Source organism: Streptomyces sp. NPDC007088 (assembly GCF_042869355.1).
In the GTDB taxonomy this organism is placed as follows: Bacteria; Actinomycetota; Actinomycetes; order Streptomycetales; family Streptomycetaceae; genus Streptomyces.
Window position 1 is genome coordinate 114644 of sequence record NZ_JBIAFO010000002.1, and the last position, 24012, is coordinate 138655.

At 74.3% G+C, this 24012-nt stretch carries 20 protein-coding genes; 14 read left to right on the forward strand and 6 right to left on the reverse strand.

Features of this window, described 5'->3' with window-relative positions; genetic code table 11:
• The first annotated feature begins 82 nt into the window (after positions 1–82).
• Positions 83–1039: a hypothetical protein gene (locus ACFYMP_RS03620; protein WP_388849895.1), complete on the forward strand. Its 957-nt coding sequence runs from the start codon at positions 83–85 to the stop codon at positions 1037–1039.
• A 22-nt stretch (positions 1040–1061) separates the two neighbouring features.
• Here the strand turns inward: ACFYMP_RS03620 and ACFYMP_RS03625 are convergent, their stop codons facing one another.
• Positions 1062–3191 (reverse strand): prolyl oligopeptidase family serine peptidase, encoded by a 2130-nt coding sequence (locus ACFYMP_RS03625; protein WP_388849898.1) that lies wholly within the window; start codon positions 3189–3191, stop codon positions 1062–1064.
• A gap of 230 nt (positions 3192–3421) precedes the next feature.
• Here ACFYMP_RS03625 and ACFYMP_RS03630 point away from each other — a divergent pair, with 230 nt between their 5' ends.
• From ACFYMP_RS03630 to ACFYMP_RS03665, 8 genes are all read left to right on the forward strand, one after another.
• Positions 3422–3616 (forward strand): hypothetical protein, encoded by a 195-nt coding sequence (locus tag ACFYMP_RS03630; protein WP_388849901.1) that lies wholly within the window; start codon positions 3422–3424, stop codon positions 3614–3616.
• Between the two features lie 115 nt (positions 3617–3731).
• Entirely contained in the window at positions 3732–4706 is a 975-nt protein-coding gene (gene mshB / locus ACFYMP_RS03635) for an N-acetyl-1-D-myo-inositol-2-amino-2-deoxy-alpha-D-glucopyranoside deacetylase (protein ID WP_388849904.1), read from the forward strand.
• Positions 4703–5158, forward strand: coding sequence for a DUF6113 family protein (locus ACFYMP_RS03640; RefSeq protein ID WP_388849907.1), 456 nt, complete (start codon positions 4703–4705; stop codon positions 5156–5158). Before mshB ends, ACFYMP_RS03640 begins: the two co-directional genes overlap by 4 nt.
• A 165-nt stretch (positions 5159–5323) precedes the next feature.
• Complete coding sequence (locus tag ACFYMP_RS03645; protein ID WP_388849910.1) at positions 5324–7543, forward strand: hypothetical protein; 2220 nt, start codon at positions 5324–5326, stop codon at positions 7541–7543.
• A 151-nt stretch (positions 7544–7694) separates the two neighbouring features.
• Entirely contained in the window at positions 7695–8648 is a 954-nt protein-coding gene (locus tag ACFYMP_RS03650; RefSeq protein WP_388849913.1) for an ABC transporter ATP-binding protein, read from the forward strand.
• A complete protein-coding gene (locus ACFYMP_RS03655; RefSeq protein ID WP_388849916.1) occupies positions 8645–9508 on the forward strand; it encodes an ABC transporter permease in 864 nt (287 codons plus the stop codon). The genes ACFYMP_RS03650 and ACFYMP_RS03655 overlap by 4 nt, the downstream gene beginning before the upstream one ends.
• 86 nt (positions 9509–9594) lie before the next feature.
• A complete protein-coding gene (locus tag ACFYMP_RS03660) occupies positions 9595–10812 on the forward strand; it encodes a histidine kinase (protein WP_388850968.1) in 1218 nt (405 codons plus the stop codon).
• Positions 10809–11438 (forward strand): response regulator transcription factor, encoded by a 630-nt coding sequence (locus ACFYMP_RS03665; protein ID WP_388849919.1) that lies wholly within the window; start codon positions 10809–10811, stop codon positions 11436–11438. The genes ACFYMP_RS03660 and ACFYMP_RS03665 overlap by 4 nt, the downstream gene beginning before the upstream one ends.
• Before the next feature lie 55 nt (positions 11439–11493).
• Here ACFYMP_RS03665 and ACFYMP_RS03670 read toward each other — a convergent pair whose 3' ends face one another.
• The 3 genes from ACFYMP_RS03670 to ACFYMP_RS03680 form a co-directional block, all read right to left on the reverse strand.
• Entirely contained in the window at positions 11494–12165 is a 672-nt protein-coding gene (locus ACFYMP_RS03670) for a maleylpyruvate isomerase N-terminal domain-containing protein (protein ID WP_388849922.1), read from the reverse strand.
• 103 nt (positions 12166–12268) lie between these two features.
• On the reverse strand, positions 12269–13867 hold the full coding sequence (locus tag ACFYMP_RS03675; RefSeq protein ID WP_388849925.1) for a M81 family metallopeptidase: 1599 nt from the start codon (positions 13865–13867) through the stop codon (positions 12269–12271).
• Positions 13864–15171, reverse strand: a complete 1308-nt coding sequence (locus tag ACFYMP_RS03680) for an ROK family protein (protein ID WP_388849928.1) — start codon at positions 15169–15171, stop codon at positions 13864–13866. Before ACFYMP_RS03680 ends, ACFYMP_RS03675 begins: the two co-directional genes overlap by 4 nt.
• Positions 15172–15486: 315 nt before the next feature.
• Between ACFYMP_RS03680 and ACFYMP_RS03685 the strand changes: the two genes are divergently transcribed.
• The 4 genes from ACFYMP_RS03685 to ACFYMP_RS03700 all read left to right on the forward strand — a co-directional run bounded on the left by ACFYMP_RS03685 (position 15487) and on the right by ACFYMP_RS03700 (position 21387).
• Entirely contained in the window at positions 15487–17391 is a 1905-nt protein-coding gene (locus ACFYMP_RS03685) for a peptide ABC transporter substrate-binding protein (protein WP_388849932.1), read from the forward strand.
• Positions 17388–18338: an ABC transporter permease gene (locus ACFYMP_RS03690; RefSeq protein ID WP_388849935.1), complete on the forward strand. Its 951-nt coding sequence runs from the start codon at positions 17388–17390 to the stop codon at positions 18336–18338. Before ACFYMP_RS03685 ends, ACFYMP_RS03690 begins: the two co-directional genes overlap by 4 nt.
• Entirely contained in the window at positions 18335–19243 is a 909-nt protein-coding gene (locus ACFYMP_RS03695) for an ABC transporter permease (protein ID WP_388849938.1), read from the forward strand. The genes ACFYMP_RS03690 and ACFYMP_RS03695 overlap by 4 nt, the downstream gene beginning before the upstream one ends.
• 86 nt (positions 19244–19329) lie before the next feature.
• Positions 19330–21387: a dipeptide ABC transporter ATP-binding protein gene (locus ACFYMP_RS03700; RefSeq protein WP_388849941.1), complete on the forward strand. Its 2058-nt coding sequence runs from the start codon at positions 19330–19332 to the stop codon at positions 21385–21387.
• 98 nt (positions 21388–21485) lie between these two features.
• Here the strand turns inward: ACFYMP_RS03700 and ACFYMP_RS03705 are convergent, their stop codons facing one another.
• Both ACFYMP_RS03705 and ACFYMP_RS03710 read right to left on the reverse strand, forming a co-directional pair.
• Positions 21486–22313 carry a SirB1 family protein gene (locus ACFYMP_RS03705; protein ID WP_388849944.1) on the reverse strand — a complete coding sequence of 276 codons (828 nt, stop codon included), beginning with the start codon at positions 22311–22313 and terminating at the stop codon, positions 21486–21488.
• Entirely contained in the window at positions 22310–23368 is a 1059-nt protein-coding gene (locus tag ACFYMP_RS03710) for a GNAT family N-acetyltransferase (RefSeq protein ID WP_388849947.1), read from the reverse strand. The genes ACFYMP_RS03705 and ACFYMP_RS03710 overlap by 4 nt, the downstream gene beginning before the upstream one ends.
• Positions 23369–23510: 142 nt before the next feature.
• Between ACFYMP_RS03710 and fdxA the strand changes: the two genes are divergently transcribed.
• Positions 23511–23831, forward strand: coding sequence for a ferredoxin (gene fdxA / locus ACFYMP_RS03715; RefSeq protein WP_363148595.1), 321 nt, complete (start codon positions 23511–23513; stop codon positions 23829–23831).
• The last annotated feature ends 181 nt before the right edge of the window (positions 23832–24012 follow it).

Here is a 24012-nt window from a genome sequence, read left to right on the forward strand (position 1 = left end):
GCCCCACCCGTCCGCGCTCGCCGCCACCGCGAGACCACCCCGCCCTTGTCGGCTCCGGGGCCCCGGGGGAGTATCCGGACTCATGGGACAGCCACAGACGCTCGGCCGCGGCGCACGCCTCTTCGGCACCTGCGGGTGCGCGCTGCTCGCCCTGCTGTCCCTCGCCTGGATCGTGCGCGACGCGGTCCTCGCCCCCGGCGCGGGCCAGGTGTGGTGGCGCTGGGCGGGCAGTCCGGCCGCCTCCTCCGGCGGCGCCGTCCAGGTCACCTCACTGACCGACGGGGTGCTGTGCGTCGTGTGCGCGCTCGCCGCGTCCCGCGTCCCGCGCTCCGCCTCGGCGGCCGCCGCGCTCGCCGCCGCCGGCACCGCCGCCCTCGTCCTGCGGCTGCCCTCCCTGTGGCTGCTCGGCCAGGGCTGGACCGGGGTGTGGGCCGGAAGCGCCCTGCACGCCCGCGCCTACGCCACGACCGTCGCGAGCCTGCTGCTGGGCGCCGCCCTCCTGCTGACCGCCGCCCTCGGCCGCCGCGCGCCCCGGGCCCGCGCCGAGATCCCCGACCGCCCCGCCCCCGCCGCCGCGCGCACCGCCGGAGCGCTCCTGATCGCGTGCGCCGCGCTGTTCGCCGCCTGGGAGGCCGACCGGGCCGGGGACTACGGCTGGATCGCGTACCGCTCGATGCTGCTCGGCAGCCGCAACACGACGCTCTCCCTGCTCAGCACCCCGCGCGGCTGGTGGATGGCGGTCCTCGTCTTCCTCGCGCTCCTCGCGGGCCTCGCCGCGCTGGCCCGCGCCACCTTCAGCCGCGCGCTCGGCACCGTGGCCGCCGCGATGGTCCTCGCCTGGGGACTGGTCCGGCTGTCCGTCGCCGTCCGCTTCCAGCAGTTCGACGGCACCCTCGACGCCTCCCCGCGCGTGCAGCTCTCGCTGGCCAGCACGCTGTTCCACGTCCTCGCCGGCCTCGTCGTCCTCGCGCTGCTGCTGCCGGGCGCCCGCCCGGCCCGGCCCCCGGCCGAGCCGGTGCCCGCCCCACCGGGCGCCTGAGCGCCCGGTGGGGGCAAGACCCTCAGTCCAGGCCCAGGGACCGCTTCAGGAAGGCGACCTGGAACAGCAGCAGGTTCTCCGCGACCTGCTCCTGCGGGGTCATGTGCGTGACCCCCGACAGCGGGAGCACCTCGTGCGGACGGCCCGCCGCGAGCAGCGCCGAGGACAGCCGCAGACTGTGCGCGACCACGACGTTGTCGTCGGCGAGACCATGGATCACCATGAGCGGCCGGTGCCGGTCCGCGGCCTGCGACAGACCCTCGTCGGTGATCAGCGAGTTCGCCGCGTACACCTCCGGCTGTGTGTTCGGATCGCCGAGGTAGCGCTCCTGGTAGTGCGTGTCGTACAGCCGCAGGTCCGAGACCGGGGCGCCCGCCACGCCCGCGTGGAACACGTCGGGGCGGCGCAGCACCGCCATCGCCGCGAGGTAGCCGCCGAAGGACCAGCCCCGGATCGCGACCCGCCCGAGATCCAGCGGGAACCGCTCCGCGAGCGCGTGCAACGCGTCCACCTGATCCTCCAGGCTCAGCGTCAGCGCGTTCCTGACCGACTTCTCCCAGGCCGGCGAGTGCCCCGGGGTGCCCCGGCCGTCCGCGACGACCACCGCGAAACCCTGGTCGGCGAACCACTGCGAGGTCAGGTGCGGGTTGTGCGCGGCCAGTACGCGCTGCCCGTGCGGACCGCCGTACGGGTCCATCAGCACCGGGAGCGGACCCTCGCCCTCCCGGTACGAGCGCGGCAGCAGCACCGCCGCCGGGACACGCCGCTCACCCGCCACCGTCAGCGTCACGCGCGGCGCCAGCACCGGCGTGTCCGCGTAACAGCCGAGCCGGGCCACCTCCACGCCGTCCCGCAGCACCGTGTGCTGCGCGCCCGGACGGTCGGGACGCGCGGAACTCAGGACCGTCACCCCGCCCGAGCGCACCGCCGTGTGCACCCCCGGGCCCTGCGAAAGGCGGCGCGTCCCCAGCTCGTTGACCTGATAGACGTGGATCTCCCCGGTCTCCGGCTCCTGGGCCGCCACGCCGGCCGAGGCCGAGATCAGCAGGTCCCGCTCACCGGCGTCCAGGACCGCGCGCACATGCAGCTTCGGCCCGGTCAGCAGCCGGTCGCCGACCGCGAGGACCCGCGCCCCGCCCTCGTCCGCGATCCGCACGAGCTGCCCTCGCGGGCTCCAGACCGGCACCCCCGGATGCAGCTCGACCCAGTCCGGGTCCCCGTCGGCGTGCACCATGCGGGTCGTCCCGGTGTCCGGGTCCACCGCCAGGTACAGGGCCTCGCGCTGGTTCCTGGACTGCACGAGCAGCAGCGGGGAACCCGCCGGGGACCAGTGCACGCGCGCCAGGTACGGATAGCGGGCCCGGTCCCACAGCACCTCGGTCCGCTCGCCCCGCAGGTCCAGGACGAACAGCCGGACCTCGGCGTTCGCGGTGCCGGCCGCCGGGTACGCGACCTGGGCCGGCTCCCGGTCCGGGTGCGCGGGATCGGCGATCCACCAGCGCGCGACCGGGGCGTCGTCCACCCGCGCCACCAGCAGCCGGTCGGAGTCCGGGGACCACCAGTGGCCGCGGGTGCGGGACATCTCCTCCGCCGCGACGAACTCCGCGAGCCCGTACGTCACGGTCTGCGACTCCGGCTCGGCGAGCGCCCCGTCCCGCCCGCCGTCGGTGCCGGCCACCCGCAGGGCGCCCCCGGAGACGTACGAGACGTGCCGGCCGTCGGGCGACAGACGCGGGTCGATCACCGGGCCGGGCACGGAGAGCGCACGGCTCGTGCCCGCGCGCAGATCGGTCGTGAACAGCCGTCCGGACAGGGCGAAGACGGCGTGCTCGACGGCCGCGTCCGTCGCGTACCCCACGATTCCCGCGCCGCCCTCGCGCGAGCGCTCGCGCCGCGCCCGCTCGCGCGCCGAGAGCCGCTCCGCGCCCCCGCCCAGCAGCGCGGCGGGATCGGCGACGGCCCGCTCCCCGCCCTTCGCGCCGCCGACGAGGTCGCGTACCCACAGCACATGTGAGCGATCGGTCCCCGAACGGGAGCGCAGGAACACGACCCGTTCCCCGTCCGGGGAGACGGTCACCGTCCGGGGAGCGCCGAGCGTGAATCTCAGCGTGCGGGCGAACTGGCGGGGGAAACTCACGGGCTCGGTCGTCATTCGGCAGAGAATAGGCCGTCCCGCGCGCTCCCCGACGGGCCGAGGGCCCCTCAGTTGGCCCATGCCGGAGGTCCATGCGCCCCTCATGCTCCGATGCGACGAGTCATGCGGCGCCACTCATAGTTATGATCCGTAGCGCATGGTGGGTATGAACCCGCCGACGTCGGGCCGGGGCGTGGCGGGGCCGGCTGTGTCCTGCGTGTCTTCGCGAGCATGGGAGGTGAGCCGCCGTGGCGCTCTCGATTTCGGCGGTCGTGCTGCTGCTGATCATCGTCATCCTGCTCGTCAGGAAGTCGGGCCTGAAAGGTGGGCACGCGGTGGTCTGCGTCCTGCTGGGCTTCTTCCTGGCCGGCTCCTCGATCGCCCCCACCATCAGGGACCTCACGAACAACGTCGCCGGGATGCTCGGCGACATCAAGTTCTGACCCGGAGTGCGGCTACCCGTGCCGGGCGCCCGTGATCAGCGGCGCGCGGCACGGGAGGGCGGCGCGGCGACGGGGGCGTCGGGCCCGGGACGGCCCGGCCTCGTAGGCTTGCCCCATGACGGAACCGCCCCGCCGCCTCCTGCTCGTCCACGCGCACCCGGACGACGAGTCGATCAACAACGGCGCCACGATGGCCGCGTACGCCGCGGCCGGAGTCCAGGTCACGCTCGTGACCTGCACCCTCGGTGAGGAGGGCGAGGTCATCCCGCCCTCGCTCGGGGCGCTCGCCGCGGACCGCGAGGACCGGCTCGGCACCTACCGGACCGGTGAACTCGCCGCCGCCATGCGCGAACTCGGCGTCGCCGACCACCGCTTCCTCGGCGGTCCGGGCCGTTACCGCGACTCGGGGATGATGGGCACCCCGCAGAACGACCGGCCCGGCTCCTTCTGGTCCACCCCGGTCGACGAGGCCGCCGGACTGCTCGTGGACATCATCCGCGAGGTCCGTCCGCAGGTCCTGATCACCTACGACCCGCACGGGGGCTACGGCCACCCCGACCACATCCAGGCCCACCGGGTCGCGATGCGGGCCGCCGAACTCGCCGCCGGGCCCGATCCGCGTCCCGGCGGCCACCCGCCGCACCGGATCGCCAAGATCTACTGGAACCGGATGCCCCGGCCCGTCGTGGAGGCGGCCTTCGCGCGGGCCGGACAGGCGCTCGCGGACAGCCCCTTCGAGACCTTCGCCGCCGTGGACGACCTGCCGGGCGTCGTGCCCGAGTCCTCCGTCACCACGGAGATCGACGGCCGGGCCCACCTGGCCGCGAAGATCGCCGCGATGCGCGCCCACGCCACCCAGATCAGCGTCGCCGAACCCCTGTTCGCCCTGTCCAACAACCAGGCCCAGCCCCTGTTCGGCGTCGAGTACTACGAGGTCGTGCGCGGCACCCCCGGCGCGGCGCCCGGCGTCCGCGAGAGCGACCTGTTCGCCGGGCTGCCCCAGGCCGGGGCGGACCTGTCCGCGGCGCCCGGACCGGGCACCGGACCGGGCCACACCGGCCCGGCGGACGCAGAGGAGACCCCCCGATGACCCCGCCGACGCCCCCGCCGGCTCCCCGGCCCAAGGTGCCCGCCCAGCGCACCGCCCCCGCCGGTGGTTTCCTCGCCCAGCCGCCCCGGCCCGCGCGGATCGCCGGCTACGTCCTGCTGCTCGTGCTCGGCGCGCTCGTCGGGATCGCGGGCGCCCTCGTCCAGGCGGCCTGGCCGCCCGGCGGCCTCGTCCTCGCCCTCGCCGGCCTGGCCGGGGTCGGCCGCGCCGGATCGCTCGCCCTCGACAACCGGGCGGGCGGACTCGTCCCCGGGGCCGGCTGGCTGATCGTCGTCATCCTGCTGACGACGACCCGTCCGGAGGGCGACTACGCGTTCGGCGCGGGCCTCGGCTCGTACGTGTTCCTGCTCGGCGGGATGGTGGTCGCTGTGATGTGTGCCACCCTGGGAAGATCGTCCTCTCCAGGTGGGCCCGCCGCCCGACTTGGCAAATGACGTACCACTTGAGCGCACCGGCTGTCCCCGCTTCACCGGCAGTGCCGGTCGGAAAGGCCCGTACGGCCAGTATGGTGGTGCGCGCCGCCGGGCCACCCCCACCTTGAGCCGGGGACCCCTCGCGAGGGGCGCGCGGGCGGTGGAGCCAACCAGGGAGAACCTGCCTTGAGTCGTGAAACTGAGAGTTCGTCCTCCGGCCCCCAGGGACGTGGCGCGGCCGCGTACCCCTCGGGGACACCCCCGTACGGTTCCCCGGCCCAGGGCGAACAGGACGAGCGGGAGACGTCCGGGGCACCGGACGCGAGCCGCTCGCGTGCGGACGGTCCCGACGGCGCTCAGCAGCCGGAGGAGCGCAGGACCGAGACGACGATGACGACCCGGATCAGGATCAACATCCCCGGGTCCCGTCCGATCCCGCCCGTCGTGCTGCGCACGCCCATGGTGGAACAGCAGAAGAAGAAGGAGGAGGGCAGCCGGCCGCCCGCGGCCGAGCCCCCCGCCGAGCGCACCGAGCCGCGGCCCGCCGCGCCCGACCCGGGCCCGGCCCCCGCTCCCCCCGAGGAGAAGCCGCCCCCGAGCGACTGGTTCGCTCCCCGCAAGGGCGGTACCCGGGGCGGCAACACGCCGAGCCCGGCCGCTCCCGCGGCCGGCAACGGCCCGGCGCCGCAAGGCGGTTCCGCCACTCCCGCCGGGGGCACCCCCGTGCCGGGCGGCGGCGCGCAGGGCGGCTCCGGCTCCTTCGACGTGTCGCGGGCGCTCGCGGAGGGCCCGCTCGGCGCCACCGGCACCCCCGGGTCCGGCGGCGCGCGCGGACAGGGCCCCGTACCCGGCGGCGGGAACGCCCCCGGCGACGCGGGCGGTCCACGCCCCGGCGGCCCCCAGGCGGGCCGCGCGCCCGGCCACGGCCCGGTCGCCCCCTCCCCGGAGACCACCGCGCAGAACCCGCTGCCGAGCCGTCCGCGCAACGGAGGCGCGCCCCACGAGGGCGCGGGCGCCCCGCGCCGGCCCGGACAGCAGGGCCAGCCCGGCCAGCCCGGTCAGCGTGGCCCGCAGCAGCCCGGACCCCGCGCCCCGGGGCAGCCCGGCGGCGCGCAGACGCCGCCCACCGCCCCCTGGATGGGCGACGACACGGCGGTCCTGACCCCGCAGAACCCCGACACGCCGCCCGGCCCCCGGAGCGGCCGGCCCGGCGGCCCGATCGGGCACCCGGACGGACAGGTGTCCGGGGACACCCTCACGAGCGGTATCCCCGTCGTCCCCCCGGGGCCCGTGAACCGGGGCCCGGCCGACCGGGTGACGATGCGCCAGGACCCGGTCGTGCCCGGCCCGCAGGCGCCCGCCGGTTTCGACGGCCCCGGCGGGGCGGCCCGCTTCCCGGAGCCGCTCGCCGAGCCCGTCGCCCCGGTCCCCGCGCCCGCCCCGGCGCCCAAGGCCAAGAAGAAGGGCCGCAGCAAGCTCGGCCTGCTCGTCGGCCTCGTGGTCGTCGTGGCCGCGGGTGGTTACGGCGCGGGCCTGCTGATGAACCGTTCCGACGTGCCCAAGGGCACCACCGTGCTCGGTGTGGACATCGGCGGCGGCACCCGGGACGAGGCGGTCAACAAGCTGGAGTCGACGCTCGGCAAGCGCACCCTCGCGCCCGTCACCCTCGACGTGGACGGCAAGGAGGCGAGCCTCAAGCCCGACAAGTCCGGGCTGACACTCGACAGCCAGGCCACCGTCCGCTCCGCCGCGACCAGCGACTACAACCCGGTGTCGGTGTTCGGTTCGCTCATCGGCCGAGAGCGCGTCGTACAGCCGGTCATGCCGGTCGACGAGGAGAAGCTCGCGGACTCCCTGACCCGGGTCGCGGGCACCTCGGGCACCTCGCGCGAGGGCACGATCACCTTCTCCCCCGGCAAGGCCACCCCGGTCTACGGCCGGGCCGGCCGGACCCTCGACGTCGACAAGTCGATGGACGTGCTGTCCACGGCGTACCGGGATCAGGTGCAGACGGGCAAACCGGCCACGGTGCGGCTGCCGCTGACCGAGCACCAGCCGCAGGTGTCCAGGTCCGAGGTGGACCGCATGATGAAGGACTTCGCCGAGCCGGCGATGTCCGGGCTGGTCACGGTCCGCGCGGGCGGCGTCTCGATCCAGTTCGGCCCGGACCGCTCGCTGCCGAAGATCCTCGGCGTCAAGGCGGTCGGCGGCAAGCTCGTGGACACCTACGACACGAAGGCGCTCAAGGAGCTGTACGGGACGACCTTCGACGGCGTCCTCGTCACACGCGGCACCGGGCAGAAGACGCCGGTCACCCCGCAGGACGTGGCGGGCGCGCTGCGCAAGGCGCTGCTCGGCAAGACCCCGGCCCAGCGCGTCGGCGTCATCGACACGAACGCCGACTAGCCACAGCCCGCGCGTCTGTGCCCAGGGCCCCGGCGACCGCCGGGGCCCTCGCCCGTACTGTCCACCCCCCCTCACCCATGACATCTGTCATCGCGGTTCCACGACGTGCGGCACTGCCCGGCCGGCCCCGGCGGCAGGCACTCTCGTGGACATGAAGGAAACGACCGCTACGACCGCCGGAGCGCGGCAGCCCGACCCCGTCGTGCGTTTCGATCAGGTGACCAAGAGCTACGGCGAGGTCCGGGCCGTGTCCGGGCTCAGCCTCGACCTGTACCCGGGCCAGACCGTGGCCCTGCTCGGGCCGAACGGCGCCGGCAAGTCCTCGACCCTCGACCTGCTGCTGGGCCTGCGCCGCCCGGACGGCGGCACCGTCCGGGTGCTGGGCACCGACCCCGCTTCGGCCGTCGCGCGGGGCGGGGTCGGCGCGATGCTGCAGAGCGGCGGGCTGATGGACGAGGTGACGGTGCGCGAACTCGTGAGACTCGCCGTCGACCTGCACCCGCGTCCGTACCCCGTCGCCGACGTCATGGCCGCCGCCGGGATCACCCGCATCGCCGGCCAGAAGGTCAACAAGCTCTCCGGCGGCCAGGAGCAGCGCGTGCGGTTCGCGCTCGCCACGGCGGGGGCCTGCGACCTCCTCGTACTCGACGAGCCGACGACCGGCATGGACGTGAGCGCCCGGCAGGCGTTCTGGGCGACGATGCGGCAGCAGGCCGACGAGGGCCGCACCGTGCTGTTCGCCACGCACTACCTGGAGGAGGCCGACGCGATCGCCGACCGGGTCCTCGTCCTGCACCGGGGCCGGCTGATCGCCGACGGCACCGCCGCCGAGATCAAGGCCAGGGCCGGGGCCCGCCGGATCGGCTTCGACCTCGCGGAACCCGCGAACGAGGAGACCGTGGCCGGCCTGCGCGGCCTGCCGGAACTCGTGTCCCTCGACGTCTCCGGCCGCTCGGTGCGCATCCAGTCGCGGGACGCCGACGCGACCGTCCACGCGCTGTACGCCCTCGGGACGGTCTACCCGCGCAACCTCGAAGTGGCCGGGCTCGGACTGGAGCAGGCCTTCGTCGCGATCACCTCGGCCGAGGAGGCCACGACCGTATGAGCACCGACGAACTCGGCACGGAGCACCCCGGCACGGAGGCGGTCACCGCCGGTGGCGAGGCCGGGCGCCCGGAAAGCGGCGCCGCCCCGCGCCCGCGCGCCACCGGGGCCCTCTCCCGGACCACCGCCCTCGTGCGCCTGGAGGTCACCCGCGCCCTGCGCAACAAGAAGTTCCTGTTCTTCTCGCTCGTCTACCCGGCCGGGCTGTTCCTGGTGATCACCGCCGGACAGGGTGAGGACGTCACGGTGGGGGACTCGGGGCTCGGGCTGCCCGCCTACTTCATGGTGTCCATGGCCTCCTTCGGGGCGCTCACCGCCGTACTGGTCGGCAACAGCGAACAGATCGCCAAGGAGCGCGAGAAGGGCTGGGTGCGGCAGTTGCGGCTCACCGCGCTGCCCGGACACGGCTACGTCCTCGGCAAGATGGCCTCGGCCGCCGTCGTGAGCCTGCCCTCGATCCTCGTGGTCCTCGTCGTCGGCGCGACCGTCAAGGGCGTACGTCTCGACGCCTGGCAGTGGCTCGCGCTGCTCGGGCTGATCTGGGCCGGCAGCCTCGTGTTCGCCGCGCTCGGCGTCGCCGTCGGCTACCTCGCCACCGGGGACGCGGTGCGCCCGCTCACCATGCTGATCTACTTCGGGCTGTCGATGCTGGGCGGTCTGTGGCTGCCGAGCACCAACTTCCCGCACTGGCTCCAGGACATCGCGGACTGGATGCCGACCCGGGCGTACGCGGCGCTGGGACAGGCCGTGGAGGCGGGCGGCGCCCCGCATCTGAGGGACGTCCTGGTCCTCCTCGCCTACCTGCTGGTCTTCGTCGCGGGCGCCGCCCGCCTCTACCGGAAGGACACCCTGAAGGCGTGAACGCCTCCAGCTCCCCGGCGCCCGGGGCGGGCCCCTCCGGGCCGTCCCGCCCCGGGCGCCGGCTCGCGGCCCGCGCCGGCGCCGCGCTGCGCCGGCCGGCGGCCCTGCTCCCGACGGCCGGCCCCTCGGCGCTGCTGGGCCGCCTGCCGCGCGACCGGAGCGAAGTCCCCGGCCGGTGGCTGTGGGTCGTCATCTGGCTGGTCTTCCTCGCCGACCCGTTCTCCGACCTGCTCACCGGGGACCACACCGGCTGGGCGCTGCTCGGCGGCTGGGCCGGACTGCTCGCGTTCGTCGGCCTCTACCTCGCTCTCGTCGCCCGCAACACGACGAAGCCCCCGGCCACGGGCCGCACCTTGTTTCTGCTCGCGGGCGTGTGCGTCCTCGCGGTGCTGCTCCCGCTGACGCTCGGCGAGTCCTGGCTCGTGCTGCTCGTGTACCTCGCGGTGTCCTGCGGCGCGGCGCTGCCGCTGGGCCAGGCGCGGGTCGCGGTGCTCGTGACGGCCGCGCTCGGCGTCGTCCTGCCGACGGCGACCGGCGCCCGCCCCGACGCCGGGCTGGTCGTCCCGACCCTGCTGGGCGGCTTCGCGATGACCGGGGTACGCGTCCTCGTGCGGACGACGGTGGAGTTGCGGCGGGCGCGGGCGACCGTCGCCCAGCTCGCCGCCAACGAGGAACGGCTGCGGCTCGCCCGCGACCTGCACGACCTGCTCGGCCACTCCCTGTCCCTCATCACCCTCAAGAGCGAACTCGCCGGCCGCATGATCGACGTCCGCCCGGAGGCCGCGGCCCAGCAGATCCGCGAGATCGAGCAGGTCAGCCGGCAGTCCCTCGCGGACGTCCGGGAGGCGGTGAGCGGATACCGCAGACCCACCCTGCGCGACGAACTCGCCGGGGCCGCCGTCGCGCTGCGCGCCGCCGGGATCACCCCGGAGGTCCCGCTCGACGTGCCGCTGCCGGACGGCGACGGGCGGCTCGACGGGGAGCGGGAGGCGGCCCTCGCGTGGGTGCTGCGCGAGGCGGTCACCAACGTCGTACGGCACAGCGGTGCCGGCCGCTGCCTCGTGACCCTCGCCGCGCGGCACAGCCTGGACGGGCCGTACCTGGAACTGCGCGTCGAGGACGACGGCCGGGGGCCGGGGACCGCGCCCCACGGCAACGGACTGACCGGCCTGGCCGAACGCCTCGACCAGACCGGCGGCACCCTCGAATCGGGCCCGGCCCGCCCCGCCGGGCCCCGCCTCGGCGCCCGCTCGGCGCAGGGGTTCCTGCTGACGGCCCGGGTACCTCTAGGCTCGACGCCATGACGGCCGCATCCGCTGAGCCCCCGATCCGCCTGCTGCTCGCCGAGGACCAGGCGATGGTGCGCGAGGCGCTGGCCGCGCTGCTCGGCCTCGAACCGGACATGGAGGTCGTCGCGCAGGCCGCGCGCGGCGACGAGGTGCTGGCCGCCGCGCGGGAGCACGCCGTGGACGTCGCCCTGCTCGACATCGAGATGCCCGGCATGACCGGCATCGAGGCGGCCGGCCAACTGCGTGGCGCGCTGCCCGGCGTGCGCGTCCTCGTCCTCACCACCTTCGGCCGGCCCGGCTACCTGCGCCGCGCCATGGAGGCCGGCGCGGACGCCTTCCTGGTCAAGGACGCGCCCGCCGCCCAGCTCGCGAAGGCCGTACGCAAGGTGCTCGCGGGGGAGCGGGTCATCGACCCCGCCCTGGCCGCCGCCGCCCTCGCCGAGGGCGCGAACCCGCTGACCCCGCGCGAGGCCGAGGTGCTGCGCGCGGCGGCCGACGGAGCGGGCAACGCGGAACTCGCCGCACTCCTGCACCTGTCCCACGGCACCGTCCGCAACTACCTCTCCACCGCGATCCAGAAGCTCGCCGCCCGCAACCGCGCGGAGGCGGTACGGATCGCGCGCGAGAAGGGGTGGTTGTGACCCCGGCGAGACCGGGCCGACCCGGGAGCGGGGGCCGCGCCGGTGCGGCCGGACCTCAGCCGAACACAGGGAACCGGTCGGCGTCGGCGCCGAGCAGTTCGCGTTCCTCGGGGCTGAGCGACAGCCGGCCGGTCGCGGCGCGCGCGTAGTGCTCGTCGCTCCACGGCAGGGGCACAGGATGGCCCAGCAGCCCGTCCAGCACGGTCCGGACGCGGGCGAGACCCGCGTCCGAGGGGCCGGGCGCGTCCGGCAGAGGGGCCACGAGGTCGAGGTGGTGCACCGTGGCCTCGACGGTGAGGGTCTCCAGCAGGTCACTCGCGCTCAGTACGTGTCCCTGGGTCCCCACGAGGCGGTCCGGCTCGGCCCTTCCCGCGGCGACGACCGTGGCCGCCGCCGTCTCCAGGTACAGCCCCCGCAACTGGTCGAACTCGCGGAACATGCCCGCGCACACCCGCGCGTAGCGGCGCCCGTTCGCCGCTCCGTCCGTGCCGGGCCGCGAGTCAGCCCAGTACGTCACCGCGTCACGGTCCACCGGGCCCCGGGCCGGGGTGTGCAGGGCGACCAGGCCGCGCTGGGCGTCCATCAGGCAGTGGAAGACGAGATCGCGCACCGCCCAGCCGGTGCAGCCGCTCGGCGCCCAGGAGGCGTCCTCGTCGAGCGAGCGCACGACCCGCGCGAACGCCTCGTAGGAGAGCTTCAGTACCTCGGCCGCTTCCCTCGTCCTCATGAGGGGGTGTCTTCCCCGCCTGCCGGGCGGCACTCCCGCCGCCCCGGCGGGGAACGGCGGTGACAGGCCCCCGTACCCGTCACCGCCCCTCCGTGCCGCCCGCTCAGCCGCGCCCCAGCACCACCGGCTTCAGCTCCGGGCCCGCGCCGTCCTCGTACGCGTCCTCGTCGAAGGGGTACAGCGGGCGGACCACGCGGTGGTGGCCCAGGCGCAGGAGGTCCTGGTCGACGCCGCCGGGGGTCAGGGCCAGGAGCCAGTCGGCGGCCATGTCGTACAGCTCGGGTTCCAGGTAGCCGATCTTGACGACGACCAGATCGAAGGTGCGCGGGTCGATGCCCAGGCCCCCCTCGGCCGGGCCCGTGAAGTCGGCCAGGGTGTGGAAGGGGGTGCGGCGCTCGACCAGGATCACCGTGACCCCGCCGCAGCGCACCGCCGCCATGTCGCAGCCCCGCTCGTACGCGCCGCCCGCCGAACCGGCGCGCTTGGCCTCGGCGGTCTGGAGGGCGACGACCGTGCCGGTCAGCTCCAGGGGGCCGCCGTGGTGCGGGTCGACCTTGCCGCCGACGCTCAGGCTCACCTCGGCGCCCACCCCGGCGGCGAAGCACGCGGCGACGGCCACCGGGTCCGTGATGCCGGGGTGCACCGCGGTGACCCGGCCGGAGCGCAGCTCCTCGTTCTCCAGCAGCCGGGCCAGCATGTACGCGAGGTCGCCCGCGCCGCCCGCCGTCGGGTTGTCGCCCGAGTCGCTGATCAGGAAGGGGCGCTTCGTCGAGGCCACCGCCCGCTCCACGCACTCCTCGGCCGTGCCCGTCGGGCCCACGAACACGAAGTCGCGGCGCGCCTCCCAGTAGCGGCGGGCCAGCTTATGAGCCTCTTCGGTGGCCAGCGCGGCGTCCTCGCCGGTCACCACGATGGCCGCCTCGCAGCGCGGTTCGTCGGCCCAGGCGTAGCCGACCCACATCGCCGCGTCCAGGATGCCGGGCAGCTTCTCGATCCCGGCGAGCGAGGCGTACAGGGACTTCGCCGGCTCCAGCCGGGTCGAGGTCTTCTCGCCCGGCAGCAGGACCGGGACCTGCACCCAGGCCCGGTGCGGGCGGCTGCCCTCGCGCAGACAGCGCACGAGGTTGCGGGCGGCGCGCTCCCGGGTCTCCCAGGCGTCCTCGTGCGGGGCGAGGCGGTGCGCGGTCAGCAGGTCGACCGGCTCGGCGAAGCGGCGCGAGACGTTGCCGTGCAGGTCCATCGCCGTCGACATCATCGGGCGCCCGCCCTCCGGCGTCCCCACGAAGTCCAGCGCGGCGCGCACCGACTCGGTCAGGTCGGCCTCCGCGTCGGTCAGGCCCACGACGCTCATCGCGCCGTGGATGTCGTAGACGAGTCCGTCCAGCGGGCCCGCCTCGCGGATGCGGGTGACGAGTTCGTCCTTCAGGACCAGATACGACTCGGCCTCCACCGGTCCGCCCGGCAGCGAGGTCGCGTGCAGCAGCGGCACCCACTCGACCAGACGGGCGAGGTCGGCGTCGGGCCGCGTCCACGTGTAGCGGTCCAGGAGGGCCTGTCCACGCGTCTGGCGGAAGTCCTCGGTCGTGGAGCGGTGCGGGCAGAAGGTCGAGGACTCGATGCCGATGCCGCCGATCCCGATGCGCAGCCTGCGCGTCGTGGGAGCGGGCTCGGTCTTCGTCGTACCGGTCGTGCTGCTGGTCATACGGGGGCGTTCTCCTCTGACGGTTCGGAAGGTGCGGAGGGTGCGGACGGGTGGGGTACCGCCGCCTCGGACGGGCCGGCGGCGGGCGCCGCCGGGGGCGGCAGGTCGCGGCCCAGGACGGTCAGGCCCGCGCCGAGCAGGCCCGCGTCGGCGCCGGTGACCGTCGTGGTGATCTCCAGGTCGGCGGTGGCCAGCGGCAGGCAGCGCTCGTAGAGCACCCCGCGCACCGCCGCGACCAGCGGTTCCGCCGTGGCCATCGCGCCGCCGAGCACCACGGCCTGCGGGTTGAAGAAGTTGACGACGACCGACAGCACCGAGCCGATGTGCCGGCCCGCCGTGCGCACGAGCGTCGTGGCCTGCGGATCGCCGTCCGCGACGCGCCGCAGCAGCTCCGTCGTGGAGCCCACCTCGACGCCCTGCCGGGCCAGTTCGCGCACCAGCGCGGCGCCCGAGGCGACCGTCTCCAGGCAGCCGATGTTCCCGCAGCTGCACGGCCGGTCCTGCGCCGCGTCCACCCGCACATGGCTGATGTCGCCCGCCGAACCCGTCGCCCCGCTGTGCGGGCGGCCCGCCGAGATGACCCCGCAGCCGATACCGCGCCCCGCCTTGACCACCACGAGATGGTCGAGGCCCGGACGGGCCGCCGCGTGCTCCCCGACCGCCATCATCGTGGCGTCGTTGTCGACCGCGACCGGCAGCCCGAGCCGTTCCTCCAGCACCGCGCGCAGCGGGTGGCGGTGCCAGCCCGGCATCCGGGACGGGCTCAGCACGCGGCCCGTGCCGACCTCGACCGGGCCGGGGAAGGCGACCCCCAGCCCCCGCACCGTGCGTCCCCTCGCCCGCTGGCGCGCCGCGAGTCCGGCGACCTGGGCGGCCAGCCACTCGACGGCCGGCTCCGGGCCCGCCGTCAGATCGTGCGGCAGCTCCGTGGCCTCGATCACCCGGCCGTCCAGGCCGACGGCGCCCAGCCGCGCGTGATGGCTCCCGAGGTCCACCGCGAGCGCCACGTCGTCGAGCGCGCGGGCCCGCAGCAGCCGGGGCCGCCGGCCGCCCCGCGAGGCGCCCTCCCCGGACTCGGTGAGCAGCCCCTCCGCCACGAGTTCCTGCACGCGGGCCGAGACCGTGGACGCCGCGAGCCCCAGCTCGCGCACCAGATCGGCGCGGGAGCTGGCCAGGCCCGAGGAGACCAGCCGCAGGATGTGCCGCCGCGACCCCGGTTCCTCCCCGGCCGTGGCCCGCACACCCGCACCACCGGAGGGACCCGCACGGCCCGCCGGTTCCGTACCGCCCGCTGAGGCTGTCATCTACTGTGCTCCGCCCTGATCCCCGGCCCCACGCACTTAGGCCGGTTGCTTCGGTCACTTCCTTCGATTCGCAACGAAGACTAGGGGGTCCCGTCCGAAGTGAACAGGGTCTGGCCGAAGTTCACCCTTGCTCATATCGCGTAAAGCGCCGCAAAACGGTCGCAAACCAGTAAAGGTCACGCCGGTTTTCCTGCTTGTGACGAACGAAGCTATTGACTTGTTTTGAACGGGCGACCTAGCGTTCAAGCGCCGCCCACCCAGCCTTCACCCCGGCTGCACATCCGGGCCGGCACTCACATCCCTGGAGGCCCGCACATGCGCTCTCGGCGCACCCGGCCCGGCAAGCGGCGCCGCGCCCTCATACCCGCGGCGCTCGCGGCGCTGGGCCTGTTGGCCGTCACCGGCTGCACGCAGGACGGCGGGCGGATCGACATGGCCCCGACCGGTGGCACCCCCGTCGAGGGCGGCACCGCGACCATGGCGCTGCCGCCCGCCGCCACTCCGAACTGGATCTTCCCGATCGGCGCGCCCGGCTACGGCGCCTCGTACAACTACGGGATTCAGTCACTGCTGTACATGCCGGTGTACGACGCCGTCCAGGAGAAGGGCGAGCTGACCACGAGCGGGCCCAGCACCCTCGGCCGCGCCCCGCGGTGGAGCGACGGGAACCGGACGGTGACCATCCCGCTGCGCGAGGGCGTCAGCTGGTCCGACGGCAAGCCGGTCACCGCGCGGGACATCGAGTTCTGGTTCCACCTCGTCAAGGCCAACAAGGCCGACTGGGGCAGCTACTCGGTCGGCACCATGCCCGACAACGTCAAGCGCTTCGAGACCGTCGACGAGCACACCGTGCGCCTCCACCTCGACCGCTCCTACAACCCCGACTGGTTCACCGCCAACCAGCTGAGCCTCCTGCGGGCCCTGCCGCAGCACGCCTGGGACGCCCGGAAGGACGGCGGCGAGATCGGGGACTGGGACCGCACCACCGCGGGCGCCAAAGCCGTCTTCGCGCGCCTGACCCAGCACGCCAAGAGCCTGGGACGCTACGGCCGGGACCCGCTGTGGAAGACGGTCAACGGCCCCTGGAAGCTGGCCGGCTGGACCGACGGGGGACAGGTCACCCTCGCCCGCAACGAGAAGTACACCGGGCCCGCCTCCGAACGACCGCACCTCGACAAGGTCGTCTTCAAGCCCTTCACCACCGCCGACTCCGAGTACAACGTGCTGCGTTCCGGCGGCGTCGACTACGGCTACATCCCGCCCTCCGTCATGGCGCAGAAGGAGACCTTCGAGGACCGCGGCTACCGCGTCGACCCGTGGGAGGGCTGGGCGGCCACCTACATCGTCTACAACTTCAACTCGACCGCGGGCGGGCCCTTCATGGACCAGCTCTACGTCCGCCAGGCGATGCAGCACCTCGTCGACCAGAAGGCCATGACCGACGTGGTGTGGCAGGGCTCGGCGACCGAGACGATCGGCCCGGTGCCCGTCACCCCGAAGACCCAGTACCTCTCGCCGCGGATGGCGGAGAACCCGTACCCGTACTCGGTCGGCGCCGCCAGGAAACTGCTCACCGACCACGGCTGGCGCATCCAGGACGGCACCGCGCGCTGCGTGCGGCCGGGGACGGGCGCCGACGAGTGCGGCAAGGACGTCAAGCGGAACAGCCCGCTCAAGCTCACCCTGCTCTCGCAGTCCGGGTCCACCGAGACGACGAACATGATGCAGGAACTCAAGTCCTCGCTCAGCCTCGCCGGGATCGAACTCACCATCCGCCAGCAGCCGCTCAACTCGGTGCTCGGCAACTCCGTCCCCTGTACGCGCAAGGACCCCGGCTGCGACTGGGACATGTCCTTCTTCGGCACCGCCGGAAGCTGGTACTACCCGCTCAACCCCAGCGGCGAGCAACTGTTCTCCACCGGCGCCTCCGCCAACTTCGGCAACTACAGCGACAAGAAGGCCGACCAGCTGATCCGCGCCGTGCAGTACTCACCCGACATGACCGCCGTGCACGCCTACGGCGAGTACCTGCAGAAGCAGCTCCCGGTCATGTGGATGCCCAACCCCGCCTATCAGGTCTCGGTCATCCGCAACGACCTGCGCGGCGTCCAGCAGAACCCGACCGTCACCTTCGCCCCGCAGCACTGGTACTACGTCAAGGACGCCAAGGGCGCGAAGAGCACCCCGGGCGCGCACACCCCGAAGGGAGCCGCGCAGTGACCGGCTTTCTGGTCAAACGCCTCCTCCAGGCGCTCGTCGTCCTGCTGCTCGTCTCCGTGATCGTGTTCGTCCTGCTGCACATGCTCCCCGGCGGACCGGCCCGCGCGATCCTCGGCCCCAAGGGCACCCCGGAGCAGATCCAGCACTTCAACCACCAGCAGGGCTACGACCGTCCGCTCTACGAGCAGTACGGCATGTACCTCAAGCGGCTGGTCACCGGAGACCTCGGCGAGTCCTACAAGCTCAACTCGCCCGTCTTCGACCTGCTCAAGCAGCGGCTGCCCAAGACCCTGCTGCTCACCGTGCTCTCCACCGCGCTCGCCGTGGTCATCGCGGTCCCGCTGGGCCTCGTGCAGGCCGTGCGGCGCGGGAAGGCCAGCGACTACGCCCTCACCGGGCTCGCCTTCCTGCTGTACGCCACGCCGGTGTTCTTCCTCGGCCTCGTCATGATCATCCTGTTCGCGCAGGTGTTCCCGATCCTCCCGGCGGAGGCGCCGCAGGGCGACTCCGTCGCCGACCTGCTCGGCGACGTGGGCGGCCTCGTCCTGCCGGTCGTCACGATGGCCTTCGGCGTCATCGCGATGTTCAGCCGCTACATGCGCTCCGCCGTCCTCGACAACCTCACCGAGGACTACGTCCGCACCGCGATGGCCAAGGGGCAGTCCGGCCGCCGCATCATGGCCCGGCACGTCCTGCGCAACGCGCTGATCCCGCTCGCGACCCTCCTCGGGCTGTACCTGCCGACGCTGTTCAGCGGCGCCCTCGTCGTCGAGTCGATGTTCAACTACCCCGGTATGGGGCTGCTGTTCTGGAACGCGGCGCAGGGCTCCGACTTCCCCGTCCTGCTCGGCGTGACCCTCGTCGTCGGGGTCGCCACCGTCATCGGCTCCCTCGTCACCGACATCCTCTACGCCGTCCTCGACCCCCGGATACGGAGCGTGGCATGAGCACCGCGACCGCCCCCGTCCCCGCTCCCGCCCCCGGGCACGAGGAGGCCGGACAGGCCACGCCCTCGCTGGCCCGCCGCACCCTCAACGTCTTCACCGACAACAAGCTGGCCCTCGCCGGCGTCGTCGTCCTCGTCCTGCTGCTGGCCTTCTGCTACCTCGGCCCGCTGACCCACCCCACCGAGCAGATCCACACCAGCCTCGGCCAGGCCAACCGGGGGCCGGGCGCCGCCCACCTCCTGGGCACCACCGACCTCGGCTACGACATGGTCGGCCGCCTCATGGTCGCCGGCCGCACCTCCCTCGAAGTGGGCCTCGCCGCAGGGCTCCTGGCCACCGTGTTCGGCACGGTGTACGGGGCCGTCGCCGGTTACTTCGGCGGCTGGACCGACGCCGTCATGATGCGGATCACCGACGCCGCCCTCGCGATCCCCGCGATGTTCCTGCTCGTCGTCGTCGCCGCGATCATCACCCCCACCAAGGGCGTACTGATCCTGATCATCGCCGCCGTCGCCTGGCTCTCCCCGGCCCGCCTCGTGCGCGGCGAGGCGCTGAGCCTGCGCAACCGCGAGTACGTCCAGGCCATGCGGATGATGGGCGGCGGCGGGGCGCGCGCCGTGTTCAAGCACATCGTGCCCAACGCGATCGGCACCGTGATCGTCAACAGCACCTTCCAGATCGCCGACGCCATCCTCTACGTCAGCTACCTCGCCTTCCTCGGCCTGAGCATCCCGCCGCCGGCCGCCGACTGGGGCTCGATGCTCTCCGCCGGGCTCACCTACACCCAGAACGGCTACTGGTGGCTGATCTTCCCGCCGGGCATCGCCATCGTCCTGGTCGTCGCCGCCTTCAACTTCATCGGCGACGGACTGCGGGACGCCTTCGAAGTGCGGCTGCGCAAGTGAGCGCGTACGCGCGGGCCCAGGCGACCGCGTCCGCAGGCGCTCAGCAGGCGCTCAACAGGCGTGAGGAAGAGAGAAGAGACCCCGACATGACCGAACCCCTGCTCCGCATCGAGGACCTGCGCGTCGACATCGCCTCGCGCGAGCGCACCGTCCACGCCCTCGACGGCGTCAGCCTCGACCTCGCCGCCGGGGAGGCCCTCGGCATCGTCGGCGAGTCCGGCTGCGGCAAGACCATGACCGCCCTGAGCGTCCTCGGACTGCTCCCGTCCGGCGGCAGCGTGACCGGCGGCCACATCCGCTTCGACGGCACCGACCTCGCCGCCGCCCCCGCCCCCGTCCTGCAGGACGTACGCGGCAACACCATCGGCATGGTCTTCCAGGACCCGCTCACCTCGCTCAACCCGACCATGACGATCGGCGCCCAGGTCGCCGAACCCCTCGTACTGCACCGCGAGGTCACCCGCGCCGAGGCCCGCGCGCGGGCCGAGGAGATGCTGCGCCTGGTCGGCATGCCGCAGCCCGCCGAGCGCATGAAGAACTACCCGCACCAGCTCTCCGGCGGCATGCGCCAGCGCGTCGCCATCGCGATGGCCCTCGTGTGCGAACCCAAGCTCCTGATCGCCGACGAGCCCACCACCGCCCTCGACGTCACCACCCAGCACCAGATCCTCGAACTCGTCGACGACCTGCGCTCCCGGCTCGGCATGGCGATGATCCTGGTCACCCACGACCTCGGTGTCATCGCCGGCCGCGTCGACCGGGTCGCCGTCATGTACGCCGGGAAGGTCGCCGAACAGTCCGGGGTGCGCGACCTGTTCGCCCGCCCCCGCCACCGCTACACCGAGGCGCTGTTCGCCGCCCTGCCCGAACGCGCCACCGACCGCGACAGCGCCCTGCACACCGTCCCCGGACTGCCCCCGGCCCTCACCGTGCGCCCCACCGGCTGCCGCTTCGCCCCGCGCTGCGCCTTCGCGACCGAGGAATGCCGTACGACGGAACCGGAGCTGGAGAACGACGCGCTGCTGGGCGCCGCCCACCGCTTCGCCTGCTTCCACCCCGTCCCCGCCGCACCCGAGGCCGCCGGTCCCGCCGAGGTCGTCGTCCTGCCCCCGGCCCCGCCGCGCCCCGCCCGCTCCACCGAACCGCTCCTCGAACTCGACGACCTGCGCAAGGACTTCCCGCTGGCGGGCGGCCCCTTCAGCCGCCGCAAGGGCACCGTGAGCGCCGTCGGCGGCGTCACCCTCAGCCTGCGCAAGGGCGAGACGTACGGCATGGTCGGCGAGTCCGGCTGCGGGAAGACCACCCTCGGCCGCATCGTCGCCGGACTGGAGGACGCCACCTCAGGCACCGTGCGCTTCGACGGCCGCGACCTCGCCGGACTCGACCGCGCCGGACGCCGCGCCCACCGGCGCCGCGTCCAGCTCATGTTCCAGGACTCCACCGCCGCGATGGACCCCCGCATGCGGGTCGGCGAGATCCTGCGCGAACCCCTCGTCATCCAGCGGGTCGGCGACCGCGCCGCCCAGGAGGAGGCCGTCGCCGGACTCCTCGACGCCGTCGGGCTGCCGCGCGGCGCCGTGCACCGCTACCCGCACGAGTTCTCCGGCGGCCAGCGCCAGCGCCTCGGTCTCGCCCGCGCGCTGACCCTGTCACCCGAACTCGTCGTCGCCGACGAACCGGTCTCCGCGCTCGACGTGTCCGTGCAGGCGCAGATCCTCAACCTCATGCGCGAACTCCAGCGCGAACGGGGCCTCGCCTACCTGTTCATCTCGCACGACCTCGCCGTGGTGCGCCACCTCGCCGACACCGTCGGCGTCATGTACCTCGGCAAGCTCGTCGAGAGCGGCCCCGCCGAACAGGTCTTCGCCGCCCCGCTGCACCCCTACACCCGGGGGCTGCTCGACACCGTCAACGAACCCGACCCCGAGAAGGCCGCGCACCCCGACCGCACCCCCCTCAAGGGCGAGACCCCCTCGGCCGCCGACCCGCCCTCCGGCTGCCGCTTCCGCACCCGCTGCCCGCTCGCCCAGGACGTGTGCGCCCGCGTCGAACCACCCGTCAGCACCCCGAGGGGCTCCGCCCATCAGGTCGCCTGCCACTTCCCGCTGGACGCCGGACGCCCCGAGGAGCCCGCCGCCGCCTGAACACCGCGCCGCGCGAACCGGCTCAGCCGTGCCCCGGCGCGGCCGGGACCTTCAGCCCTGCGCGGGCGGCCGCCAGTCCAGCCCCGCGCGGGCGGCCGTCAGTTCAGCCGGGCGCGGGCGGCGCGGGCCTGGTCCCGCAGCCGCGCGGCGCTGTCCGGGGACAGCGCCTCCACGACCTCGGCGTACGCCTCCAGTTCGGCTGCCCCGGTCAGGAAGTCGCCGCGCCGCACCAGCAGTCGCGCCCGTTCGTACCGCAACTCGGCCGGGTGCGAGGGCAGCAGCAGCGACAACTCCACCGCCCACAGCGCCACCTCGGCGCGCTCCGGGCGGGCCGCCGCCCAGGCCGAGATGTTGTTCAGCACCCGCCGGACGACCTCCAGCGGCTCGGCCGGCCGCAGCCGCTCCGGCTCCAGGGGCCCGCCCGTCGTCCGCTCCACGAGGTCCCCGGCCTCCCGCCCCGACAGCGGGCGCCCGCCGTCGAAGGGGTCCACCAGGACCTGCCCGGCGCCCGGCGTACCGAGCCCCACCACGAAATGGCCGGGCAGCGCCACCCCGTACGCCGGGGCCCCGGCCCGCCGCGCCACCTCGATCCACACCACCGACAGCAGGATCGGCAGCCCCCGGCGCCGGCGCAGCACGACCGGCAGCAGCGAGGAGCCCAGCCGCTCGTAGTCCTTCGGCAGGCCGTGGAAGCCCTCCCGGACCCCCAGCAGCTCGCGCAGCGCCTCCGCCCACTCTTCGGGGCCGCCCGGACGGTACGGCAACTGCCCGGCCAGCCGGTCGAGTTCCATCTCGGCGGCGTCCAGGGCGGCCTCGTCCAGGTCCTCGTCGGCCTCCGCGCCGATCAGCAGGCACAGCCGCGCCAGGTCCGGCCGCCCGGCGCGGGCCTGGGCCGCGAACCGCTCCCGGCGCTCCTCCCGCCTCATCCCGTGGCCCCGTACCGGTAGTGCTGGTAGTGGTGATGCGTCGAGAAGCCCAGCCGCTCGTACAGCGCGAGCGCCCCCGCGTTGTCGCTCTCCACCTGGAGCCAGGCCGCCGAGGCCCCCTCGGCCAGAGCACGCCCGGCGAGCGCCGCCACGACCCGGGTCGCGAGGCCCCGGCGGCGGTGCGCGGGGGAGACCTCCACCGCCGAGAAACCCGCCCAGCGGCCGTCCACGACGCACCGGCCGATCGCGTGCGGCGCGCCGTCCGCCCCTTCGCCCCCCGCCTCGTCGGCCGCCCCGTCCACGGTCGCGAACCACGTCGAGGGGCCGCTCTCCAGCACCGCGACCGCCTCGGGAGCGGGCCGCGCGCCCGAGCGGTTGTAGAGCGAGAGCCACCGCGGGTCCGTCGTGCGGGAAAGCCGCACACCCCCCGCCTCCCGGTCGGCGAGCGGGGCGAGCGCCCCCGTCAGCACCCGCGCCGACACCTCGGGGACCCAGCCCCGGTCGGCGAGCGCGGCGCCCAGCACCTCCTGCGTACCCTCCGCGCCCGTCGCGACCTGCGCGTACGCGGGCAGCCCCCGCTCCCCGTACCAGCGCACGACGTGGCCCAGCGCCGCGTCGAGCGGCAGCCCCGGCTCGCCCAGCGGCAGCAGTGAGTTGGCGCGGCGCGTGAAGCCCCTGCGGCGCCCCCCGGCGTCCGCCTCCCCGGCCGCCGCGCGCAGCGTCCACCCGCCCAGCGTCTCGCTCTCCACCGGCTGCCAGGACCGCGCCCCGGCGCGGGCCAGCTCCTCGAAGGACGCGGCCGGGCCCCGGCGCCGCGCGGGTGCCGCCGGAACCGTCTTCCCGGCGACCAGCGCCTGTGCCGCGATCCGGACGCGCTCCCCCGACCTGCGGGTGATCAGCAGACCTTCCTCGTCCCATGATGTGAGAATGCCCACCGTGTCGGTGAACTTCGCACCCCCGTACGCGGCCTCGGCCAGGCTGCGTACTGAGACGCGTTTGCCCACGTCAGAGGCGTCGATACGGACTTCGAGACGTCCACCTGCGGCGAATTCCACTGCTTCTTCAACCCCTCCTGTTCGGATCCTGACCCCGACCGGAGATACTAGGGGCGGGCATCGACGACGCCGCGCTCCCGCGCGCCAGGCGGCGGGAGCCTGTAGACGGCCCGCCAGCGCCCTATCGAGGAGGAACGACAGCGTGACCTACGTCATCGCGCAGCCTTGTGTCGACGTCAAGGACAAGGCGTGCATCGAGGAGTGTCCGGTCGACTGCATCTACGAGGGAAAGCGTTCCCTCTACATCCACCCGGATGAGTGCGTCGACTGCGGTGCCTGCGAGCCGGTGTGCCCGGTCGAGGCGATCTTCTACGAGGACGACACTCCCGAGGAGTGGAAGGACTACTACAAGGCGAACGTCGAGTTCTTCGACGAGCTGGGCTCGCCCGGCGGTGCCAGCAAACTGGGCCTGATCGAGCGCGACCACCCGTTCGTCGCCGAACTGCCGCCGCAGAACCAGTGACCCACGGCGGCAGGACCTGACCCGCGAAGCCCGCCCGGTCAGGCCCCGGCCGCCCGTCGCCGCACCCGGTCCCGCCCGTGCCCACGCACCGGCGGGACCTGTGCGTCGGGGCCCTCCCCGGCCGGAGCGCCCCGCGCCCTCCCCAGCCCCCGAACCCCGTCCGCAGCGCGTGAAAAGAGCA